This is a genomic window from Ideonella oryzae, from assembly GCF_024055665.1.
Classification (GTDB): domain Bacteria; phylum Pseudomonadota; class Gammaproteobacteria; order Burkholderiales; family Burkholderiaceae_C; genus Ideonella; species Ideonella oryzae.
In genome coordinates, this window is sequence record NZ_JAMXMC010000001.1 from 411,447 (window position 1) to 430,863 (window position 19,417).

Consider the following 19,417-nt stretch of genomic DNA (forward strand, 5'->3'; position numbering starts at 1 on the left):
AGGAGTCCCCCATGCCCCTGAACCACCGAATTCCCCATCGCCTGACCTGGCTGCCCCTGCTGCTGGCCTGCGGCGCCGCTGGCGCCCAGACCACCGGCGTCATCGGCAAGGACGCCAGCGCCACGGTGTCCACCTCTCCCACCCAGCTGGTCTTCAAGATCAAGCGAGCCAACGGCGACGACACCTCGACGCCGGTCACGGTGCAGTACAGCACCCAGGCGGTGTCGGCGGTGCCCGGCAGCATGTACCGGCCCGCGTCGGGCCTGGCCACCATCCGCCCGGGCAAGAACCAGGTGCTGGTGCCGGTGGACGTGCTGCCCCAGCCCGCGGGCAGCGCCGTCGGCGGTCAGCTGAGCCTGAACCTGAGCCGGGCGCTGGCGCCCAGCGGCACAGTCAACCAGCTCAGCCTGACCAGCACGGCCACCAGCCCGCAGATGGACAGCTTCATCTGGGGCATGGCCATGGCCGATTTCAATGGCGACGGCAAGCCCGACGTGGTGACCGCCAGCAGCAGCCTGAGTGCGCTGCAGGTGGCGCTCAACACCACGTCCGGTCCGGGCAGCACGCCGGCCTTTGGCACTCCGACGACGCTGAGCACAGTCTCCACCCCCGCCAAGCCGGTGGTCTGCGACCTCAACAATGACGGCCGCCCCGATGTCGCCGCCGCCACGCAGAACACCAACAGGCTGACGGTGCAGATCAACACCACCGCCACCGGCGCCGCCACGGCCAGCTTCCAGCGCACCGATCTGCAGTCACTGCCCTGGGGTTACATGAGCCAGATGGCCTGTGCCGACCTGGACGGCGATGGTCGCCTGGACCTGATCGGCGCGGGCTTCGGCTCGGGCTCGTCGCCTGGCTCCAACCGGGCGATCGTTTTCCGCAACACCACGGTCACCGGCGCCAGCACGGCCACCTTCGACGGCCCGGTGGGCTTCTCGGCCCATCCCACCAGCACCAACTCCCGTCCGGAAACCATCGTGGCGGCAGACTTCAACGGCGATGGCCGCCCCGACATCGCCCTGGGCAACAGCAACACCCACGATGTGACCATCCTGCTCAACACCACCGAGCCCGGTGGCCCCATCCAGTTCGCGCCGCCGGTGGCCTTCGACGTCATCGAAAGCCCCACCGACATGGCCGTGGGCGATTTCAATGGCGACGGCCGCATGGACATCGTCACGGCCAATGGCGTGGGTGACCTGGGCGGCGTGACCTGGTCCCTGGTGATGAACCTGACCAAGCCGGGCAGCAACAAGCCCAAGTTCAGCGCAACCACGCGGCAGGTGGGCGGCAACCCCTTCGGCGTGGCCGTGGCCGACATGGACCTGGATGGCCGCCCCGATGTGCTGGTGAGCTACCTGACCACCGGCCTGAGCGTGGACGGCGCGGTGGGTGTGCTGCTCAACCGCAGCCCGAGCGAGAAGATCGACGCCATGTCCTTCATCCAGGCCAACCTGGCCATCAAGGCCGCCGTCGACGAGCCTCACGCCCTGGCGGCCGCCGACCTGGATGGTGACGGCATCCCGGACATCCTGGCCGCGGACTTCATCGCCACCGGCAACGGCCGCAACCCCATGCAGGCTATCCGTCAGACCCGGGCCACCACGCCGCTGGCGGTGCTGCGCAGCGGCACCGGCGACATCGCCCCCTGAGCGGCGCGCAGGCCCTCACGGCATCACTGGACGCGCATCCAGTATGCTGTGAGGCCTGATGAGTCCCACCGCCCTTGCCGACCCGCTGGAAACGCTGAACCCCGAGCAGCGCGCCGCCGCCTGCCACCAGGGCGGCCCGCTGCTGGTGGTGGCAGGCGCCGGCTCGGGCAAGACGATGACCCTGGCCGCGCGGGTGGCCCACCTGGTGCTGCAGGGCGCCGACCCGCAGCGCATCCTGCTGCTCACCTTCTCGCGCCGCGCCGCGCTGGAGATGCAGCGCCGCACCGGCCACCTGCTGCACCGCGCCCTGGGCCTCAGGGGCACGCAGGCCGCGCCTGCCCTGCCCTGGGCCGGCACCTTCCACAGCGTGGGCGCACGGCTGCTGCGCGAATCGGCCGAGGCCCTGGGCCTGTCGCCGCAGTTCAGCATCCTGGACCGCGGCGACGCCGAGGACCTGATGGCCCTGGTGCGCCAGGAGCAGGGCCTGTCGGCCACCGAGCGGCGCTTTCCGATGAAGGGCACCTGCCTGTCCATCTACTCGCGCTGCGTCAACAGCCAGGCCCCGCTGGCGGCCGTGCTGGCCCAGGCCTTCCCCTGGTGCGCCGAGTGGGAAGACGAGCTCAAGCGCCTGTTCAAGGCCTATGCCGCGGCCAAGCAGGACCAGCAGGCGCTCGACTACGACGACCTGCTGCTGTCCTGGCACCTGATGCTGCAGGAACCCACCTTGGCCGCGGCGCAGTCGGCCCGCTTCGACCATGTGCTGGTCGACGAGTACCAGGACACCAACCGGCTGCAGGCCGGCATCCTGCACGCCCTCAAGCCCACGGGCGAGGGCGTGACCGTGGTGGGCGATGACGCGCAGTCCATCTACGGCTTTCGCGCCGCCGAGGTGCGCAACATGCTGGACTTCCCGGCGCACTTCACGCCGCCGGCCCGGGTGCTGACGCTGGAGCGCAACTACCGCTCCACCCAGCCCATCCTGGACGCCTCCAACGCGGTGATGGCGCTGGCGCCCGAGCGCTTTGCCAAGACGCTGTGGACCGACAAGGCGTCTTCCGCCCAGCCCCGCCTGGTGACGGTGGAAGACGATGCCGCCCAGGCCCGCTGGGTGGCCCAGCAGATCCTGGCCCGGCGCGAGGAAGGCATGACGCTCAAGCGCCAGGCCGTGCTGTTCCGCACCTCGCACCACAGCGCCACGCTGGAGCTGGAGCTCACCCGCCGGCGCATCCCCTTCGTCAAGTTCGGTGGCCTCAAATTCCTCGAAGCCTCGCATGTGAAGGACGTGCTGGCCCTGCTGCGCTGGGCCGACAACCCGCGCTGCCGGCTGGCCGGCCTGCGCACCGCGCTGCTGGTGCCCGGCATCGGCCCGGCCCACGCCCGCCGCCTGCTGGATGCGATGGACGCCGCCGCCGACCCGGCCGCCGCGCTGAAGGCCTACCAGCCGCCCGCAGCCGCGGCCACCGACTGGCAGGCCCTGGCCACGCTGTGGCTGGCCCTGCGCCAGGACGCGGGCACCGGCTGGCCCGGCGAGCTGCAGCGCATCGTCGACTGGTACGCCCCGCACCTGGAGCGGCTGAACGACCACCCGGTGCCGCGCCTGGCCGATCTGGCCCAGCTGGTGGCCATTGCCGGCAGCCACCGCAGCCGCGAGCGCTTCCTGACCGAGCTGGCGCTGGACCCGCCCGAGGCCGGCAGCGACACCGCCAGCGACCCGCTGCTGGACGAGGACTACCTCATCCTGTCCACCATCCACTCCGCCAAGGGGCAGGAGTGGCAGGCGGTGTACCTGCTCAACGTGGTGGACGGCTGCATCCCCGGCGATCTGGGCGTGGGCACGCCCGAGGAGATCGAGGAGGAACGCCGCCTGCTCTACGTGGCCATGACCCGCGCCCGCCAGCACCTGGACCTGATGGTCCCCCAGCGCTTCTACGTCACCCAGCAGGGCCGCCACGGCGACCGCCACCTCTACGGCCCGCGCAGCCGCTTCATCCCCGACGCGATGGCCGCCGAGCACTTCGAACGCATCAGCCCCCGCGCCGATGGCGCCCTGCCCACCGCCCCGCCGGCCGGCCTGCTGGACCTGCGGGCCCGGCTGCGCGGCCAGTGGGACTGAGGGGCTGATCCACCGATCTCCCCGCCCGCAACCCTCTCAGGAGAACCGCGCATGACGAAGCCCCTTCCCCGACAGTTCCTGGTCCTGGTCCTGGGCCTTTTGTGGGCCGCCAGCGCCAGCCCCTGGGCCCAGGTCCCCGCCCGCACCGTGCAGCACGAGGCCCAGGGCAGCTTCGAGGTCCAGATGACGCCGCAAGGCAGCGGTGACGAGGTCGACGGCGTGCGGCTGGGTCGCATGGGTCTGAGCAAGACCTTCCGGGGTGCGCTGGTCGGGTCCGGCCAGGGCGAGATGCTCACCGCCCTCACCCCGATCAAGGGCTCGGCCGGTTATGTGGCCCTGGAGCGGGTGACCGGCGTGCTGGAGGGCCGCAAGGGCAGCTTCGTGCTGCAACACAGCGGCAGCATGCAGGCCGGGGCGCAAAGCCTGAGCATCGGCATCGTGCCCGGCTCCGGCACCGGCGAGCTGCAGGGCATCGAAGGGGCCCTGCAGATCCGCATCGTCGACGGCGAACACCTCTACACGCTGGCCTACACCCTGCCGCTCTGAGCCGGAACACCCGCGCGCGGCCGGGGTTTGTGTATCGTCAGTCCATGCACATCACCGTCCGTGAAGCCCGACCCGCCGATCTGCCGGCAGTGGCCGAGTTGTTCGACCTGTACCGGCAGTTCTACGAGCAGGCCCCCGATGCCGAGGGCGCGCGCGCCTTCATCGCCGCGCGGCAGGCCCGGCAGGAATCCGTCATCCTGGTGGCCGAGGGCGGCGCCGGGCCGTTGGCGGGCTTCTGCCAGCTCTACCCCAGCTTCTGCTCGGTGGAGGCCGCACCCATCTACGTGCTCTATGACCTGTTCGTGCGGCCCGGTGCCCGCCAGGGCGGCGTGGGCCGCGCGCTGCTGCTGGCGGCCGAAGCTCGGGCCGCCGCCGACGGCAAGGTGCGCATGGACCTGACCACGGCCCGCAGCAACCACGCCGCCCAGGCGCTGTACGAATCCCTGGGCTGGGTGCACGACGAGGTCTTCCTGGCTTACGCGCGCCGCATCGGCTGAACGGGTGCCGCAGGGCTTGCTATGCTCGCGGCCCCATGCCTTCCATGACCCCATTGCAGCGCCGCGTGCTCCAGGCCGTGCTCTACGAAACCGGCGCCATCGCCCTGACCGGCCCGATCGTGGGCCTGTCCTTCGATGTCGGTGCGGGGTCGTCCCTGCTGCTGGCGGTGATCATGTCCAGCATCGCCCTGGCCTGGAACTACGTCTTCAACGCCGGCTTCGAGCACTGGGAGCGGCGCCAGGTGCGGCACCAGCGCACGGTGTGGCGGCGGCTGATGCACGGCATCGGCTTCGAGGGCGGCCTGGGCCTGATGCTGGTGCCGCTGATGGCGGTCTGGCTGGACATCCCGCTGTGGCAGGCCCTGGTGGCGGAGATCGGCCTGCTGGCCCTGTTCTTCCTCTACGCCGTGGGTTTCACCTGGGCCTTCGACCGGGTCTTCGGCCTGCCCGAGTCGGCCCGCGGCTGAGGCCGGCGCCGCCCTCAGTCCGCCAGGCGCTCCACCTTCACCTTGACGGGTCGGTCCGGGTTCACGATGGCGCCCAGGGCCTGGCCGATCAGGTCCACCGCGTTGTCGAAGCAGCCATGGCTGGCGGGGATCTGCCGCAGGCCATCGGACACGCTGCGGGCGCTGAGCACCTCCAGCCGCGCCCCCGCCGCCGTCTGGGTGGCCCAGAAGGCCTGCCACTGGCGCAGCTCGGCCAGCCGGTCGGCCGCCCACAGGTCGTCGGCGGCCCGAGGCTGGGCGCTGGCCGGGTCGAAGGCGCGGGCCATGCCCAGCAGCGGCATCTTGTGCACGTCCTCGAAGGCCCGGCTCACCAGGTAGAGCAGGGACTTGCGGTAGGGGCCCACGCTGTCGTCCTGCTCGTTGGCATCGGACAGCACATGCAGGCTCAGGCGCTCGGGCGCCAGCACCTTCTTCTGCAGCGCGGGACGCAGGTGGTCCAGCGCGAAGCGCACCGTGCAGGCCGGCGCGAACAGGCGCAGGCTGGCCGCCGTCAGGCGGGCAGCCTGCAGCAGCGGCAGCATGGCCCCCAGCAGGATGGCGCCGGCCGAATGGCCCATCAGGTGGATCTCCAGTTCCGGCCGCTCCTTCTGCAGCCGGCGCAGCTGCGCCACCATCTGGCGCACGCCGCCCTGGGCGTGCTCGCTGGCCCGCTGGGCGTTGAGCTTCATCTGGCTCCACATCGCCCCGCCGGGGCCGCGCAGGGCGGGCTCCAGCATGCGGTCGCTGACCTGGGTCAGGCGGTCCAGCCAGCCCCGGGCCGGGGCGTTCTCGATCTGCCCCAGGCCGTGGCGGGCGGCCTGCTCCTCCACCAGGTCTCCCAGCGTTTCCAGCGGGCCGGAGCGCCAGGTGATGAACAGCGGGTAGATGCCCTGCGCCAGCATGTAGGGCGCCATGACCCGGATGCGGCGGATGGCGTCGGCCTCGCTGTTGAGGCCCCCGTGGGCGTAGATCAGCAGCTTGGCCGGGCCTTGCGCGGGCAGCGCCGCCAGGGGCCGGTGCAGCACCGCGGCCTCCAGGGCGGCGGCAGCGTCCTCGGCCGTGATGTCGTTGCGCACGGCGAAGCCCCGGTCCAGCACCACGGTGTGGCGGTAGGCGGGGTCGGGGTCCAGCGGCCGGCAGGCCGCATCGCGCAGGTCGCGGTAGCGGCGGGCCAGCGCGTCCTCAGCGCCCACCAGACCGGCGGGCCGCTCGGTGCCCGCCCGGTCGCCGGCCGAGGGGGATGGCAGCAGGAAGCGCGGTGAACGCGCGACCGCGGCCTGGGCTTTGCCCCGGCCCCGAGGGGCCGTGGCGGGGGCCAGCTGCGCCGGCACGCCCAGCGTGAAGACCCAGGCATCGCTGCCATGGTTCACCCAGTCGGCATAGGGCAGCAGGGCAAAGCCCTTGGAGCCCCAGTCCGGCCCCCAGGAGTTCTGCACCACGAAGCCGCGCTCGTTGTAGCCCACCAGGGCGAAGGCATGGCCGCCCGGCTCCTTGGGCTGGGCCACGGCCTGGATGGCCACCAGATCGGCATGCCCGCGCAGGCGCTTGCCGGTGGGCACGGCCCAGCCCTCGTGCACCGTGCCCGACACATACAGCGCGCCGACCTGGCGGATGGCGGCCTGCATGTCGACCACCGAGCGCACATCCACCCGGTAGTACACGCCCAGCGTGGTGCGCAGGGCGTCCACGTCCCAGTTGCGATCGGGGTCGTCGGGACGGGCCGGGTCCTCGGTGGGCGTCACCGGCTGGCGCTGGCCCTTCTTGTTCACGGCATAGGGCCACAGCGTGCTGGCGCACACGCCATGGCGCTGCCAGCCCTTGAGCGCCCCGCGGCAGCTCGAGCCCTCGTAGTCCTCGCCCGGCCATTCGTCGTACAGGCGGGCCAGCTGGTAGAGCATGGCGGGGCTGACCTGCCGGTGCGCGGCGGCATCCGCGCCCACGTTGCGCAGGAACAGCAGGTAGTTGATGACGGCCGCCAGGCCGAAGCCGGTGCAGGCCCCGTCCTGTCCCTGGTCCAGCACCAGGCCCTGGGCGGCATAGGCCGGCAGCAGCCGGGCCACGTCCGCATCGCTGGGCCAGGCCGCGGGCAGGCTGCCCAACTGCGGCTGGAACGCGCGGTCGCGCAGGTCCAGGCGGTCGGGCCGCGCGTCCAGGGTCAGGCTGCGCTGGCCGATCACCACATTCTTGGTGGGCATGGTGGCTCTCCTCCGGAACACCCTGTGCGGGTGCCGGGATGCTAACGCCGCGGGCCGGGCGCGGGAGTGCGCTCGGATAGCATGGCCGCATGCCTGCCCTTGTCCAGTCTCTGCTGGAGACCGACCTCTACAAGCTCACGATGCAGCAGGCCATGCTGCACCAGATGCCCGCCAACACGGCCCGCTACGTGTTCGCCTGCCGCAACACGCCGGCCTTCCCGCTGGCGCAGCTGGCCGATGAGCTGAACACCGAGCTCGACGCCCTGTGCACCCTGCGCTTCACCCAGCAGGAGCTGGCCTTCGTGCGCGCCCTGCTCTTCATGAAGCCGGACTACATTGAGTTCCTGCGCCTGTTCCAGCTCAACCGCGATTTCATCCAGGTGCGCACCGAGGGCGAGCGGCTCGTCATCGAGGCCGAGGGCCCGCAGCTGCACGTGATGCCCTTCGAGCTCTATGTGCTGCCCACCGTGCAGGCGCTCTACCAGCGCCGGCTGAGCACGCCCGACACCGTGCCCGAGATGCGCCGGCGCCTGCACGCCATGATCGACCGCGCCCAGGAACGGCTGGCGGCCATGGCCCGCTCGCCGCAGCCGCCCCGCCACCCGTTCTCACTGTTCGACTTCGGCCTGCGGCGGCGCTACAGCGCGGCCTGGCAGCAGGAGGTGCTGCAGACCCTGCGCGAGCGCCTGCCCGAGCAATTCAAGGGCACGTCCAACCTGCATCTCGCCCGCCAGCTGGGTCTGACGCCCATCGGCACCATGGCCCATGAATGGCTGCAGACCTTCCAGGCCATGCCGGGGGTGCAGCTGCGCCAGTCCCTGGTGGCCGCGCTGGAGGCCTGGGTGCGCGAGTACCGCGGCGACCTGGGCATCGCCCTGACGGACGTGGTCACCACGCCGGCCTTTCTGCGCGACTTCGACCTGTACTTCGCCAAGCTCTTCGACGGCCTGCGCCACGATAGCGGCGACCCGCTGGCCTGGGCCGCCGAGGTGGACGCGCACTACCGCCGCCTGGGCATCGACCCGCGCACCAAGCGCAAGGTCTTCTCCGACGGCCTGCGGCTGGACACGACTGCGATGGACATCTACGAGGCCTTGTGCTGGCGCGACGACCAGGTGGTGGGCTTCGGCATCGGCACCGCGCTGACCAACGACAGCCCGCACGGCGCGCTCAACATCGTGATGAAGCTGCTGAGCTGCAACGGCCTGCCCACGGCCAAGCTGTCCGACGCCGAGGGCAAGACGGTGTGCGAGGACGCCCGCTTCCTGCGCTACCTGCGTCACACCTTCGGGGTGGACAGCGAGCCCACGCCCGCCTGACTCCGTCCGTCACCGAGCCGGGCCGTCAGCCGCGGTTCGGCCCAGTCCACAAAGGCCCGCACCCGCACCGACAGCAGGCGCGAATGCGGGAACACCAGTTGCACCGGCACGGCCTCAGGCTCCCATTCGGGCCACAGCCGCAGCAGGCGACCGGCGGCCAGGTCGTCGCGCACCTGGTAGCTCAGAAAGCGCCCGCAGCCCAGGCCCTTGCGGCAGGCTTCCAGCGCCGCATCGACGTGGTTGGTCGAAAAGACTTCCGCCAGCGGGATGCGCACCGGCGGCCCACCGCGCGCAAACACCCATTCGTGCCCGCTGTCCAGCCCGGCAAAGTGCACCGCCTTGAGCGGCTGCCCGCCATCGGGCTGGCGCAGCTGCTCGCGGTGGGCCGCCACGAAGTCCGGGCTGGCGCACAGCACGCGGCGGCAGCTGCCCACCGGCTTGGCCACCAGCGAAGAATCCGGCAGGGCACCGATGCGCACCGCCAGGTCCAGCCCCTCCTCCAGCAGGTCCATCACCCGGTCGACCAGCAGCAGATCGGCCCGCATCTCCGGGTGGGCCACCAGGAACTCGGTCAGCACCGGGGCCACATGCAGGCGCCCGAACATCACCGGCGCCGTGATGGCCAGCCGGCCGCTGGGCCGCAGGCGCCGGTCGCTGAGCGCGGCATCCGCCTCCTCCACCTCGGCCAGGATGCGGCGGCAGCGTTCCAGGTACTCGCGCCCCTCCTCGGTCAGCGCAATGCGGCGCGTGGTGCGGTTGAGCAGGCGCACGCCCAGGCTGCGCTCCAGGGCCGCCAGGCTGCGCACCACCGCCGCCAGCGAGGTGCCCAGGCGCGCCGCCGCCCCGGACAGACTGCCGGCCTCGACGATGCGCACAAAGGTCTCCATGGCCTTGAACTTGTCCATGCCCGGATTAAACCGGCAATCGCATCAATCCAGTGCGCTGTGGGTTCTTCATTTCTCGGCGGCGAGAAGTCAGCATGCCCCCCATGTCACGCCATTTCGCCAACCTGGCCTACACCACCACCGTGCGCGCCGAGCAGCGCCGCCGCCTCGGCGAGGAACTCTCGCCTGGCGCCGGCGACCCCATCCCCCGGCTGGGCCTGCGCGAGGCCAGCTTCATCGCCGCGCGCGACACCGCCTTTCTCGCCACCGTCAATGCACAGGGCTGGCCCCATGTGCAGCACCGCGGCGGCCCGCCGGGCTTTCTGCAGGTGCTGGACGAGTCCACGCTCGCCTTCGCGGACCTGGGCGGCAACCGCCAGTTCGTCAGCGTGGGCAATCTGCAGGACAACGACCGCGCCGCGCTGCTGCTGCTGGACACGGCCGAGCGCCGACGGCTCAAGATCCTGGGCCACATGCGGGTGCTTGAGGCGCCCGCGCTGAGCGCAGGACAGCTGCCCGTCGACCTGCCGAGCACCCTGCTGCCCGCATTGCAACCGCTGGCGCGCGCCCCCGGCGCCGAGCGGGTGATGGTGATGCAGGTCGCCGCCTTCGACTGGAACTGCAGCCAGCACATCACCCGCCGCTGGAGCGAGGCGGAACTGCGGGCCCACGGCCTGACCCTGCCCGCGGAGCTGTGAGCTCCTTCCCGCCTCTTCCTCCGCCCTCTTCTTCCCACCCCCTGCATCAGGAGACATGCATGAAGCTCTATGACCTCGTCCTGTCCGGCAACTGCTACAAGGTTCGCCTGTTCGCCGCCCTGGCCCAGGTGCCGCTGGACATCGAACCAGTGGACTTCCTGGCCGGTGCGCACAAGCGCGCGCCGCTGATCGACCTCAACCCCTGGGGAGAGATTCCCATCCTGGTGGACGGCGAGGTGGTGCTGCGAGACTCCCAGGCCATCCTGGTCTATCTGGCACAGAAGTACGCCGCGCCGCAGTGGCTGCCGCGGGATCCGGCCGGCATGGCGGCCGTGGTGCAGTGGCTGTCGACGGCCGCCAACGAGGTGCAGAACGGCCCGGCCTCCGCTCGCCTGGTCGACAAGTTCGGCTACGCAATCGACAAGGCCGACACCCTGCGCCGCAGCGCCCGCATCCTGCCGCTGCTGGAAGCCCATCTGAGCCAGCACACCTGGCTGGCCGCCGAGCAGCCCACCATCGCCGATTGCGCGGTCTTCCCCTATGTGGCGCTGGCCCCCGAGGGCGGGGTCGACCTGGAACCCTATCCGCAGATCCGGGCCTGGATCCAGCGGGTCAAGGCCTTGCCGGATTTCCTGCCCATGCCCGGGGTCTGAGCTGCTGCGAAGCATCGGAACGACCGGGGCGATTCAGCCTGCAGCCCCGGTGATGGTCGCTCGCCGTCAGCGCATCAGCGCTCGGCGGGCTCCTCCAAGGCGGGCGCCCCGCAGCGCCTGCAATGCGGAGGAAAAGGTGCATGCTCGCCCCAGCCAGGGCGTACCCTGAGATGGTGACGCCGGGGCCTGCCAGGAAGAGCAGGCAGGCCAGGGATTCCTTTCACACCCCGTCATGCCGATGGGCAGCGTTTTCCCCGAGCCAGGTGGCCACGAGCCCACCCCTGATCCGCTGGTACAACCCACCCAGGGCTGGCCATCCAGGCTGGCACACCAGGAGACAGGATGTGATCAAGGTCAGTGTGATGTACCCCCACCAGGCCGGCGCGCGGTTCGACCACGCGTACTACCGTGACAGGCACATGCCGCTGGTGCAGCAGAAGCTGGGCCCGGCCTGTCTGTTCTACACGATCGACAAGGGCCTGGCGGGCGGGGCACCGAACGAGCCGCCCACCTACGTCGGCATGTGCCACATCTACAGCACGTCAGTCGAGGCCTTCCAGGCCGGCTTCGCGCCCCATGCCAGCGAGATCCTGGCGGACATTCCAAACTACACGGACCTGACCCCGGTGCTGCAGATCAGCGAAGTGGTGGTGGGCCAGCCGTGACCGCCGGCGGCTGAGTCCCCGCGCGACCGTCGATGGCCCAGGCCAGATTGGCGCGTGCCTGGGCCTCGCAACAGGCGCTGAAGTGGCCCGTGCCGTAGATGCGGGGACGGGCCAGGAATGCGCCGAGCACGGCCCGTCGCTTCATTTTGTAGACGAAGCCCGGCACCCACTGGTATTCGGCCCGCACCTGGCGGTCGTACTCCGCAAAGCGCCCCGGTGCGGCCCCCAGGATCGAGAGATCGATGTCGACGAGCAACTGCTCATCGCCGGGCCCGGGCGCCGCGTCATGCCGGGTGGCCATGATCAACGCGTCCACCCGCTGCTGCACTGCCTCGTCCGCGCCGCTGGCGCCGAGCACCCTGCGCGCCCAATCCGCACTTTGACGCTCGTTCGACGTGCCACGTACGTCGTAGACGGCGTCGTGAAACCACAGGGCGATTGCGACCTCGCCCGGGTGCTGCGCCAAAGGCCGCACCGCATCGAAGTGAGCCAGGCACTCGGCCAGATGCTGCTGCGAGTGGTAGTGGCGCTGGGGCTCGTCATAAGCCGCCAGCAGCGCATCCAACACGCCGTCCTGCGGCTGCAACCCCAGGTCCGCCCAGGCATGGGCCCAGGAACGCTGGAAGAGGTTCATGTCAGTGACTCGGCGTTCGGATTCAGGTGCGCGACACGCGGCGGTTCAACCTTCTGAACCTGGCGAGCGGCGGTGGAAGATCAATGGAATTGACTGGGTGCGGGGTGACGAGCGGCATCGCTGTTGCCCCACCTCATACCCGGGCCCCATGGCAACCTGTGCCATGAGACGGGACCGAGGCAGCGCGCGCCGTCAAGGCGCCCGCGCACCAGCGTCAGAACTGTGCGCTTGAGGTTGCGCCTTCAGCTCCTTTCGCCGGCTCGCCCAGCACCTCGAGGGCGGTCACGGTCAGCGCGCCGTTGACGTTGTCTGCGGCAAACCTGACCTTGTCGCCAGGCTGGACGGTGTCGAGCATCTTGGCGTCGCTGACCCGGAACACCATGGTCATGCCCGGCATGTCGAGGTTGGCGATGGGGCCGTGCCGCAGCGTGATCTTGCCCTGCGCCTTGTCGACCTTGCGGACCTCACCGTCGGTGGCCGGTGCGCCAGAGCTCATGGCTTGCGGCGAGACCGTGGCGGCATGGGCCGGCTGTGCGTGAAGGGCGCCGGACACCACGAGGGCGGCGACGACCATCCAGGATGGGAGATTCATGGGGGAGTCCTGATTCGAAAGTGAAGAAGATCGTCGGAGGGGCCCTGCCGTCATTCGACGACGAGCTTGCCCACCATGCCGGCCTCGAAGTGGCCCGGAATCAGACAGGCGAACTGGTACTCGCCCGGCTTGTCGAACTGCCAGACGATCTCGCCCGTCGCACCGGGCTTCACATGGGCCATGTTCGGGTCGGAATGCTCCATGCCGGGAAAGCGCTGCATCAGCGCGGCGTGTTCCTTGAGCTCCTGGGGGGTGCCCAGCACCATCTCGTGAAGCTGGTGGCCGTGGTTGCGGATGACGAACTTGACGGTCTGTCCGCGCTGGATGACAAGGTCCGAAGGCGTGAAGCGGAAGGCGTCGCTCATGTCCACCTGGATGGTGCGGGCCACCTTGGCCGGATCACCCTCGCGTCCGAACGCGCGTTCCTCGACCTGCGACGGGTCGAAGGTGTGCATCTTCATCGGATGGTTCTCGTCGCCGTGGGCCTGGGCCAGGGTGGCGATGGTGCCCAGCGCCAGGGCCAGGCAGGTGCGTGCAAATGTCATGGAAATGTCCAAGGAAGTCTGACGGGCGGACCACGGTCCGCGAGGCGCGCAGCGGCGCGCCACGGATCTCTCCGAAGAGAGGCTGTACGACGTCAGGACATCCGAGGGGGGCGTTCCAGCGCCCCGGACACGAAGGTCACGGCGGGGGCGGTGGGTTGCGCAAACCGCAGCTTGCCGGTCAGCGGAGGGTCGCTCAGCGCCGGCATCGCAGCAGGCAGCGGCGTCACCGGGCAACAGGACAGATCCTGGCAGCCCTGCTGGGCCCCCGTGTGATCATGGTGCGCTGCCGCCTCGGAATGTCCGTGGTCCCGATGGGCATCCTGGTGGGGCGGCGACGAAACGACGGCCTCTGCGGCAGAGCCCGGCATCGGCCCGCACGGCAGCGCCATGGCCGACACCCCGCGCAAGGGCAGCAGCAGTGCCAGCAGCACCAGGAGGACGAGTCTGAGCGAGGTCATGGCCAGGAAACGGGAGGGCCCACGGGCCGCCGTGCATCATGCCGACGGACCTGGAGCCACTGCGTGGAGTGTTCACCTTCCCACGGTGGCAATGTCAAGCCGGTGCTTGCCTTCGCCCGGCGCGACCGACCCGTCGCGTCTCAGGCGCCACCTTGCCCACGCGGCCAGCGACCGAAGGCGAACAGCCACAGCGCCACCACGTTGACCACCGGCACCAGCACCAGCAAGGCCAAGGGCCCGGGATAGCCAGCCCTCTCGACGATCTTCCACGCCGGGACGACGATGAGGGCGATTCCGATGATGAGGCCGAAGAGGCCATGGCCGCCGAACATGCCCATGGGGGCCTCCCTTTATCCACGAACGACACGGACAGCTTAGCCCAGCCGGCCTGTCAGACGCCCTCTCAGGCCAACTCGAAGAACTCGATCAGGTTGAACTCCGGGCCGGGGCCGGTGTCATGTCCGCCATCAGCCGGCGGGCGTTGCTGGCGCAATCCATGTCCTCGGGCTTGGCCTCGATCTGCGCCACCAGCGCCAGCAGCTGCGCCCGGCTCTGTACCAGCTGGCCCTGCAGGGCCTCGATGTCCTGCACCTTGCGGCGCAGGGTGTCCAGCAGGGCCGCCTGATCCCAGTGCATTTCATCGTCTGGCAGCATGACGCGCAACTCGTCCAGGCTGAACCCGGCGCGCTGCGCGGCGCTGATCAGCTGCAGCACCAGCACGGCATCCGCCGGGTAGCTTCTGTAGCCGTTGGGCTGGCGTTCGACCTGCTTGAGCAGGCCGACCCGTTCGTAGAAGCGGATGCGCGAGGTCGCCAGGCCAGTGCGCCGATGTTCATGGGTGCTTCCAGCAGTGGGTGGGGCCGAGGCCGTAGCTTGACATTGAACTTGACTTCAAGGTTATGGTGGACGCCCGGGCCATGACGGGCGCGGGCGGCGTGGTGCTGGAAGATGACCGCCACCTGGACCGCTTCGAGGCCTGGCTCGCGGCCGGCCCACCCGGCCTGAGGTGTCGCCGCTGTGGGCCCTGCTCGGGTCCGCAATGGGAGGCCTGGCGCCAGGCCCGCTGCTACCGCCGTTGGGTGGCCGCCCGCGACACTGGCCCCGGCCCGCACGCGGTCTGAGCTGAAATCGTAGGATTGGGCCGACAGACGTGTCGGCATCCCGCCCCGACAATGCCGTCGAGGAGAAGACCATGATCCGAGTTGCCATCGTCGATGACCACGCCATTGTCCGCACCGGCCTGCGCCAGTTCCTGTCCGAGGAAGTGGACCTGCGGGTGACGGGCGAGGCCGCCAACGGCCGCGAGGCCCTGGACCTGGTGCGCCAGGGCGAGGTGGACGTGATGCTGATGGACCTGTCCATGCCCGACCAGAGCGGGGTGGACGCGCTGGCCGCCATCAAGGCCCGGGCGCCGGAGCTGCCGGTCCTGATCCTCAGCGGTTTTCCCGAAACCCACTACGCCACCACCCTGCTGCGCCAGGGGGCGGCGGGTTACCTCAACAAGGAATGCGACCCGGAGGAGATCGCCAAGGCGATCCGCACCGTGCATCTGGGCCGCCGCTACATCACCCCGGCAGTGGCCGAACTGCTGGCCGACAACCTCAATGGCGGGGGCGATCGGCCGCCGCACGAGCAGCTCTCCGAACGGGAGTTCCAGGTCTTTCTGCGCCTGGCCAAGGGCGAGACGATCAGTGCGATGGCCGACAGCATGGCCCTGAGCGTGAAGACGGTCAGCACCTACCGCACCCGGGTGATGGAGAAGCTCAAGCTCTCCTCCAACAGCGATCTCACCTACTACGCGATGAAGAATGGCCTGATCCAGTGACATGCGGAGCCGGGATGCCGGCTCGACTCACTGGACCGCTGGCGTGGCCGTGTCCGGCAGCATCTGCTCCCAGGGTTGCTCGGCCGCCTGCGCGATCTGCACGGCATGTTCTTCGATGGCCCCCGCCGAGCGCGGCTGCAGACCGGCCAGCGCGATCGCCAGAAAGCAGATGGCCAGATAGAGTGCCACCACGCCCAGCCAAGTCGCGGGTCGCGAGCCTTGCGGAATCTGTGCCATGGGACCTCCGGGGTTGTTCGGGAGTGGCTCGGCCTGGGCCGAGGTCTCAGGTCATCAGCGGCGGCACGTCGCAATCGTTCTCGTCATCGGGCAGGCCCTGGGCCTCGCAGCCACGCGCCGGGAAACTCTCTTCCACATCCGGATGCAGCACCAGGGTGCGCAATTCCAGCGGCCCCTCCACCGAAGGTGACTGTCCGGACCACTGCGGTGCGGGGGTCTGCACGGGTCGCAGGGCAGGAGCCGCGGGCGGCCGTGGCCGAGGTGCCCCCAGCACCAGAACGCCCAGCGCCAGCGCCACGACCGCTACTTCGCAGGCAGTCCCAACAAGCCGGGAGGTGGTGGACATGGGAGGCTCCTTTCTGGGTCCGGGCCGCATGTGCGGCATGGCACCAATTTAGGAGACCCCTCGAAACGCGGCCATCGGCCCGCAGCGCGTCGCCTTGTCGGACTGGGCTGACAGACCGGGTGACCGGTGGGTGGCAGCCTCAGGCCGCGCGAACCGTCTGCTCGGTCCGTTCAGGCACGGCCGGGGGAACCACAGGCGCAGGGGCATCGCCGTGCGCGGGCACTGGACGCATGTGCGCCGGCAGCTGGTTGCCGAACACCCACTGTTTCACCTCGTCCAGCCAGGCATCCTTGTCTTCGTCCATCGTGCTTCCCCTGCGATTGCTGTTTTCACGCTCCCTGGGACCACCTCGGCCTTGCCAAGCCGGTCGCCCATGTCTCGGATGGGACTCCCTTCAGCGGAATTGGTTCACGGGCCGCACACCGAAGGGTCCGCGGCCTCGCCCATCCCTGAGCAAGAGCCGGGCCAACGGACGAGTTCGGTCCTGACCCTATCCCTCAGTCGAGGGATTGGGGTGGGCGTCGACCGCGGGAACCGGGGCATCGCCTTGCCCTGCCGCCCCTGGTGCAGGGCCACGCATCGGCAGACGGGCACGCAGCGTGGTGCCCTGCCCGGGATGGGACAGCACCTCCAGGCGCCCCTGCTCGGACTCCACCCGGTAGTGCATGCCCAGCAGGCCATGGTGGCCCGCACGGGGACTGTCGGCCTGGAAGCCCCGGCCATCGTCGCGCACTTCCACGCAAGCCTCCTCGCCCACCAGCTCCAGTCGCACCCACACGTTGCGGGCCTGGGCGTATTTGGCGGTGTTGGTCAGGGCCTCCTGCACCATGCGGAAGACGGTCAACTCGGCGCTGGGCACCAGCTTCACCGGCGCCAGCGTGCAGTGCACCGGCAGCGCGGCCCGTTTGGAGAATTCGTCACACAGCACCTCCAGGGCCGGCAACAGCCCCAGGTTGCTCAGCGTGGAGGGACGCAGGTCCTCGATGATGCGGCGCTTGAGCGCAATGCCGCTGTTGAGCGTGGCCGTCAGGTGCCCCAGACGCTCCAGGGCATCGGGCGCGCCCCCCAGCTTGGGCTTGAGACGGGCCACGTCCAGCTTGGCCGCCGTCAGCAGGGCGCCCAGTTCGTCGTGCAGCTCGCGCGCCAGGTGGGCCCGCTCGTCCTCGCGGGCGGTCTGCAGGTGACGTGCCAGCTCGGTCAGCTCGGCGGTGCGCCGGTTCACCTCGCGTTCCAGCTCATTGCGTTCGTCCAGCAGGCGCTGGGCCTTGCGATGACGTTCGCCTTCCAGGGCACGCTCCTGCCGCAGGAACTTCACCAGCACCAGCACGCTCAGCACCGTGAGGGCGGCCACGCCGATACGGTTGATCATCAGCGTGTTGAACACCCCCTCACGGCTGCGGGCGATGCGGGCCGCCTGCTCACCGGCCATGGCCGAGACCATGCTGCGGATGGCGGTCATCTTGTCCAGGCCGACGCCGAGGTCGACCAGGCCCGTGACGGCCTCGGTCTTGCCCGACTGCACCTTGGAGACCACCAGCGCCATCTCGCTGAGCTTGCCCTCCACGTTCTCACGCAGGCCGCTCAGGCGCTGGCGGCCCGCTTCGTCGGTGTCCTCCAGATAGAGCCCCTGCAGAGCCTGCAGGGAGGCGCGCACATCCACGCTCGCGTTGCGGTAGGGGGCCAGGTACTCAGGACGCCCGGTCAGCACGAAGCCCCGCTGGCCGGACTCGGCATCGGTGAGGCGCTGCAGCAGCGACAGCAGCTCCTGGCGGATCCGCCCGGACAGCACCAGATCGTCCATCTGGGTCCGCGCCTGGCGGTAGGACAGCTCGTTGAACCCCAGCATGGCCAGGGCCACCAGCAACACGACCGGCAAGACGAAAGCGCTGCGCCGCATGCGCCAGCCCCACTGCTGCAAGGTGTCTTTCAAGGCGGGCTCCGGCGATGGTGGGGGCGGGGTCAGGAACGAGGTGTGTCGGACAGTGTCTCGCAATAGGCAATCAGCTCGTCAAGTTCGGCTGACTTGTCGAACACCCGGTCGGCGCCCAGGGCCAGGCAGCGACGCCGCATCTCGGGCGTGGCGTAGTTGCTCAGCACCACCAAGCGGGTGCCGGGTGCCGCCTCGCGGGCCCGGCGCAACACCTCCAGGCCCGTGCCATGGGCCAGGAAGATATCGATGATCATCAGGTCGCAGCCCTCATGCGGCCGGCTCAGCCAGGCCACCGCATCGGTCTCGCTGGCGGCCCACCCCACGACCTGCATGCCCAGCATCTCCTCCAGGGTCCCCGTCAGGTTCTGGCGGATCACCTCGCTGTCTTCCACCAGGAAGAAGCGCAGGGCCCGCTGGGACTGACGGAGATCGGAGAGGGAGGGCATCGCAGTCATGGTGTGGCGTTGGGAACCCGATCGGCCAGAGCCGACGTTGAAGAAATTATCGGCCGGCGTGCCAGGCGGCGGCACTCCCGAAGTTCGGCGGCGCATGTCGGACCTGTCCTACAGACAAGGCCGCCGGACCTCGGCTAGCGCCGTTGCAGGCCGGCGCTCGCCGGTCAGGGGCGCACGGCCAGTTCGTTGCGCACGGCCTTCACACCCTTGACGGTCCACGCCAGGCGCTCGGCCTCGGCCTTCTCGTTCAGGCTCTTGGCAAAGCCCGAGAGCATCACGGTGCCGTTGAGCGTCTCCACATTGATGGCCACGGCGTCCACGGCCTTGGACTCGACGAACTTCGCCTTCACGGCCGTGGTGACAGAGGCATCGTCGATGTATTCGCCCACCGTCGACTGGCCGCGGGTGACGGCGCAGCCGGGCAGCACGGTCATGGCAGCCCCGACGGCCACCAAGGCAGCCGCCACAGACAAGCGAAGGGAGGTGTTCGTGTTCATGCGGGTCTCCTTGTGTTAATGAGCCTTCAGTGTCGGCAGCGCGAGTGCGGCCGGCCATCGCCGAACCGGCCGTTGCCGTGTAGGAGCGAACCGCATGCCTGCGTCGGCGGCCTGCCCAGCTCCCCCAGGGCCGTGAACCGGGAGATGCCCCGGTGTCCCACAACGGCGCCCCCTGGCAACATGCCTCC

Annotated in this window: 24 protein-coding genes; 11 read left to right on the forward strand and 13 right to left on the reverse strand. The window is 69.9% G+C overall.

Translation table 11 applies throughout. The annotated features are described in order from the left end of the window. Positions 1-11 precede the first annotated feature (11 nt). From M0L44_RS01975 to M0L44_RS01995, 5 genes are read left to right on the forward strand one after another with little or no spacing between them, the layout of a single operon-like run. On the forward strand, positions 12-1,655 hold the full coding sequence (locus M0L44_RS01975; RefSeq protein WP_252767926.1) for an FG-GAP-like repeat-containing protein: 1,644 nt from the start codon (positions 12-14) through the stop codon (positions 1,653-1,655). 58 nt (positions 1,656-1,713) lie between these two features. After that, a complete protein-coding gene (locus tag M0L44_RS01980; RefSeq protein ID WP_252767927.1) occupies positions 1,714-3,768 on the forward strand; it encodes an ATP-dependent helicase in 2,055 nt (684 codons plus the stop codon). A gap of 51 nt (positions 3,769-3,819) precedes the next feature. Beyond that, the gene (locus M0L44_RS01985; RefSeq protein ID WP_252767928.1) at positions 3,820-4,314 is read left to right on the forward strand and encodes a DUF3224 domain-containing protein; all 495 of its coding nucleotides are present in this window, start codon (positions 3,820-3,822) and stop codon (positions 4,312-4,314) included. Positions 4,315-4,358: 44 nt separating this feature from the next. After that, positions 4,359-4,811 carry a GNAT family N-acetyltransferase gene (locus tag M0L44_RS01990; protein WP_252767929.1) on the forward strand — a complete coding sequence of 151 codons (453 nt, stop codon included), beginning with the start codon at positions 4,359-4,361 and terminating at the stop codon, positions 4,809-4,811. Between the two features lie 35 nt (positions 4,812-4,846). Further along, entirely contained in the window at positions 4,847-5,278 is a 432-nt protein-coding gene (locus tag M0L44_RS01995; protein WP_354004089.1) for a PACE efflux transporter, read from the forward strand. Between the two features lie 14 nt (positions 5,279-5,292). Here M0L44_RS01995 and M0L44_RS02000 read toward each other — a convergent pair whose 3' ends face one another. Continuing rightward, positions 5,293-7,491 (reverse strand): C1 family peptidase, encoded by a 2,199-nt coding sequence (locus M0L44_RS02000; protein ID WP_252767930.1) that lies wholly within the window; start codon positions 7,489-7,491, stop codon positions 5,293-5,295. Between the two features lie 89 nt (positions 7,492-7,580). On the opposite strand from M0L44_RS02000, the gene pncB reads away from it, so the two are divergent. Continuing rightward, a complete protein-coding gene (gene pncB, locus M0L44_RS02005) occupies positions 7,581-8,810 on the forward strand; it encodes a nicotinate phosphoribosyltransferase (RefSeq protein ID WP_252767931.1) in 1,230 nt (409 codons plus the stop codon). On the opposite strand, the gene M0L44_RS02010 is transcribed toward pncB, so the two are convergent. Next, entirely contained in the window at positions 8,771-9,715 is a 945-nt protein-coding gene (locus M0L44_RS02010; protein ID WP_252767932.1) for a LysR family transcriptional regulator, read from the reverse strand. The genes pncB and M0L44_RS02010 overlap by 40 nt on opposite strands. A gap of 74 nt (positions 9,716-9,789) precedes the next feature. Between M0L44_RS02010 and M0L44_RS02015 the strand changes: the two genes are divergently transcribed. The 3 genes from M0L44_RS02015 to M0L44_RS02025 all read left to right on the forward strand — a co-directional run bounded on the left by M0L44_RS02015 (position 9,790) and on the right by M0L44_RS02025 (position 11,710). Continuing rightward, on the forward strand, positions 9,790-10,392 hold the full coding sequence (locus tag M0L44_RS02015) for a pyridoxamine 5'-phosphate oxidase family protein (protein WP_252767933.1): 603 nt from the start codon (positions 9,790-9,792) through the stop codon (positions 10,390-10,392). A gap of 59 nt (positions 10,393-10,451) precedes the next feature. Then, positions 10,452-11,045: a glutathione S-transferase family protein gene (locus tag M0L44_RS02020; RefSeq protein ID WP_252767934.1), complete on the forward strand. Its 594-nt coding sequence runs from the start codon at positions 10,452-10,454 to the stop codon at positions 11,043-11,045. 344 nt (positions 11,046-11,389) lie between these two features. Then, positions 11,390-11,710, forward strand: a complete 321-nt coding sequence (locus tag M0L44_RS02025) for an EthD family reductase (protein WP_252767935.1) — start codon at positions 11,390-11,392, stop codon at positions 11,708-11,710. Here M0L44_RS02025 and M0L44_RS02030 read toward each other — a convergent pair. The 5 genes from M0L44_RS02030 to M0L44_RS02050 all read right to left on the reverse strand — a co-directional run bounded on the left by M0L44_RS02030 (position 11,682) and on the right by M0L44_RS02050 (position 14,755). Next, positions 11,682-12,344 carry an HD domain-containing protein gene (locus tag M0L44_RS02030; RefSeq protein WP_252767936.1) on the reverse strand — a complete coding sequence of 221 codons (663 nt, stop codon included), beginning with the start codon at positions 12,342-12,344 and terminating at the stop codon, positions 11,682-11,684. The genes M0L44_RS02025 and M0L44_RS02030 overlap by 29 nt on opposite strands. A 214-nt stretch (positions 12,345-12,558) precedes the next feature. Next, on the reverse strand, positions 12,559-12,936 hold the full coding sequence (locus tag M0L44_RS02035; RefSeq protein ID WP_252767937.1) for a copper-binding protein: 378 nt from the start codon (positions 12,934-12,936) through the stop codon (positions 12,559-12,561). A 50-nt stretch (positions 12,937-12,986) separates the two neighbouring features. Further along, the gene (locus M0L44_RS02040; protein ID WP_252767938.1) at positions 12,987-13,481 is read right to left on the reverse strand and encodes a cupredoxin domain-containing protein; all 495 of its coding nucleotides are present in this window, start codon (positions 13,479-13,481) and stop codon (positions 12,987-12,989) included. Between the two features lie 598 nt (positions 13,482-14,079). After that, positions 14,080-14,277, reverse strand: a complete 198-nt coding sequence (locus tag M0L44_RS02045) for a hypothetical protein (RefSeq protein WP_252767939.1) — start codon at positions 14,275-14,277, stop codon at positions 14,080-14,082. Positions 14,278-14,365: 88 nt separating this feature from the next. Further along, positions 14,366-14,755, reverse strand: coding sequence for a MerR family DNA-binding protein (locus tag M0L44_RS02050; protein ID WP_256489971.1), 390 nt, complete (start codon positions 14,753-14,755; stop codon positions 14,366-14,368). Positions 14,756-14,838: 83 nt separating this feature from the next. Here M0L44_RS02050 and M0L44_RS02055 point away from each other — a divergent pair, with 83 nt between their 5' ends. Together M0L44_RS02055 and M0L44_RS02060 are read left to right on the forward strand one after the other, a co-directional pair. Beyond that, positions 14,839-15,060, forward strand: coding sequence for a hypothetical protein (locus M0L44_RS02055; RefSeq protein ID WP_252767940.1), 222 nt, complete (start codon positions 14,839-14,841; stop codon positions 15,058-15,060). 71 nt (positions 15,061-15,131) lie between these two features. Next, positions 15,132-15,764 (forward strand): response regulator, encoded by a 633-nt coding sequence (locus M0L44_RS02060; RefSeq protein WP_252767941.1) that lies wholly within the window; start codon positions 15,132-15,134, stop codon positions 15,762-15,764. Positions 15,765-15,791: 27 nt separating this feature from the next. Here the strand turns inward: M0L44_RS02060 and M0L44_RS02065 are convergent, their stop codons facing one another. From M0L44_RS02065 to M0L44_RS02090, 6 genes are all read right to left on the reverse strand, one after another. Then, positions 15,792-16,001, reverse strand: a complete 210-nt coding sequence (locus M0L44_RS02065; protein WP_252767942.1) for a hypothetical protein — start codon at positions 15,999-16,001, stop codon at positions 15,792-15,794. 46 nt (positions 16,002-16,047) lie between these two features. Then, entirely contained in the window at positions 16,048-16,347 is a 300-nt protein-coding gene (locus M0L44_RS02070) for a hypothetical protein (protein WP_252767943.1), read from the reverse strand. A gap of 139 nt (positions 16,348-16,486) precedes the next feature. Next, positions 16,487-16,651 (reverse strand): hypothetical protein, encoded by a 165-nt coding sequence (locus M0L44_RS02075; RefSeq protein WP_252767944.1) that lies wholly within the window; start codon positions 16,649-16,651, stop codon positions 16,487-16,489. Positions 16,652-16,837: 186 nt separating this feature from the next. After that, the gene (locus M0L44_RS02080; protein ID WP_252767945.1) at positions 16,838-18,277 is read right to left on the reverse strand and encodes a CHASE3 domain-containing protein; all 1,440 of its coding nucleotides are present in this window, start codon (positions 18,275-18,277) and stop codon (positions 16,838-16,840) included. Positions 18,278-18,306: 29 nt separating this feature from the next. Beyond that, positions 18,307-18,732: a response regulator gene (locus M0L44_RS02085; RefSeq protein ID WP_252767946.1), complete on the reverse strand. Its 426-nt coding sequence runs from the start codon at positions 18,730-18,732 to the stop codon at positions 18,307-18,309. Between the two features lie 164 nt (positions 18,733-18,896). Further along, positions 18,897-19,229 (reverse strand): BON domain-containing protein, encoded by a 333-nt coding sequence (locus M0L44_RS02090; RefSeq protein ID WP_252767947.1) that lies wholly within the window; start codon positions 19,227-19,229, stop codon positions 18,897-18,899. Positions 19,230-19,417: the final 188 nt, after the last annotated feature.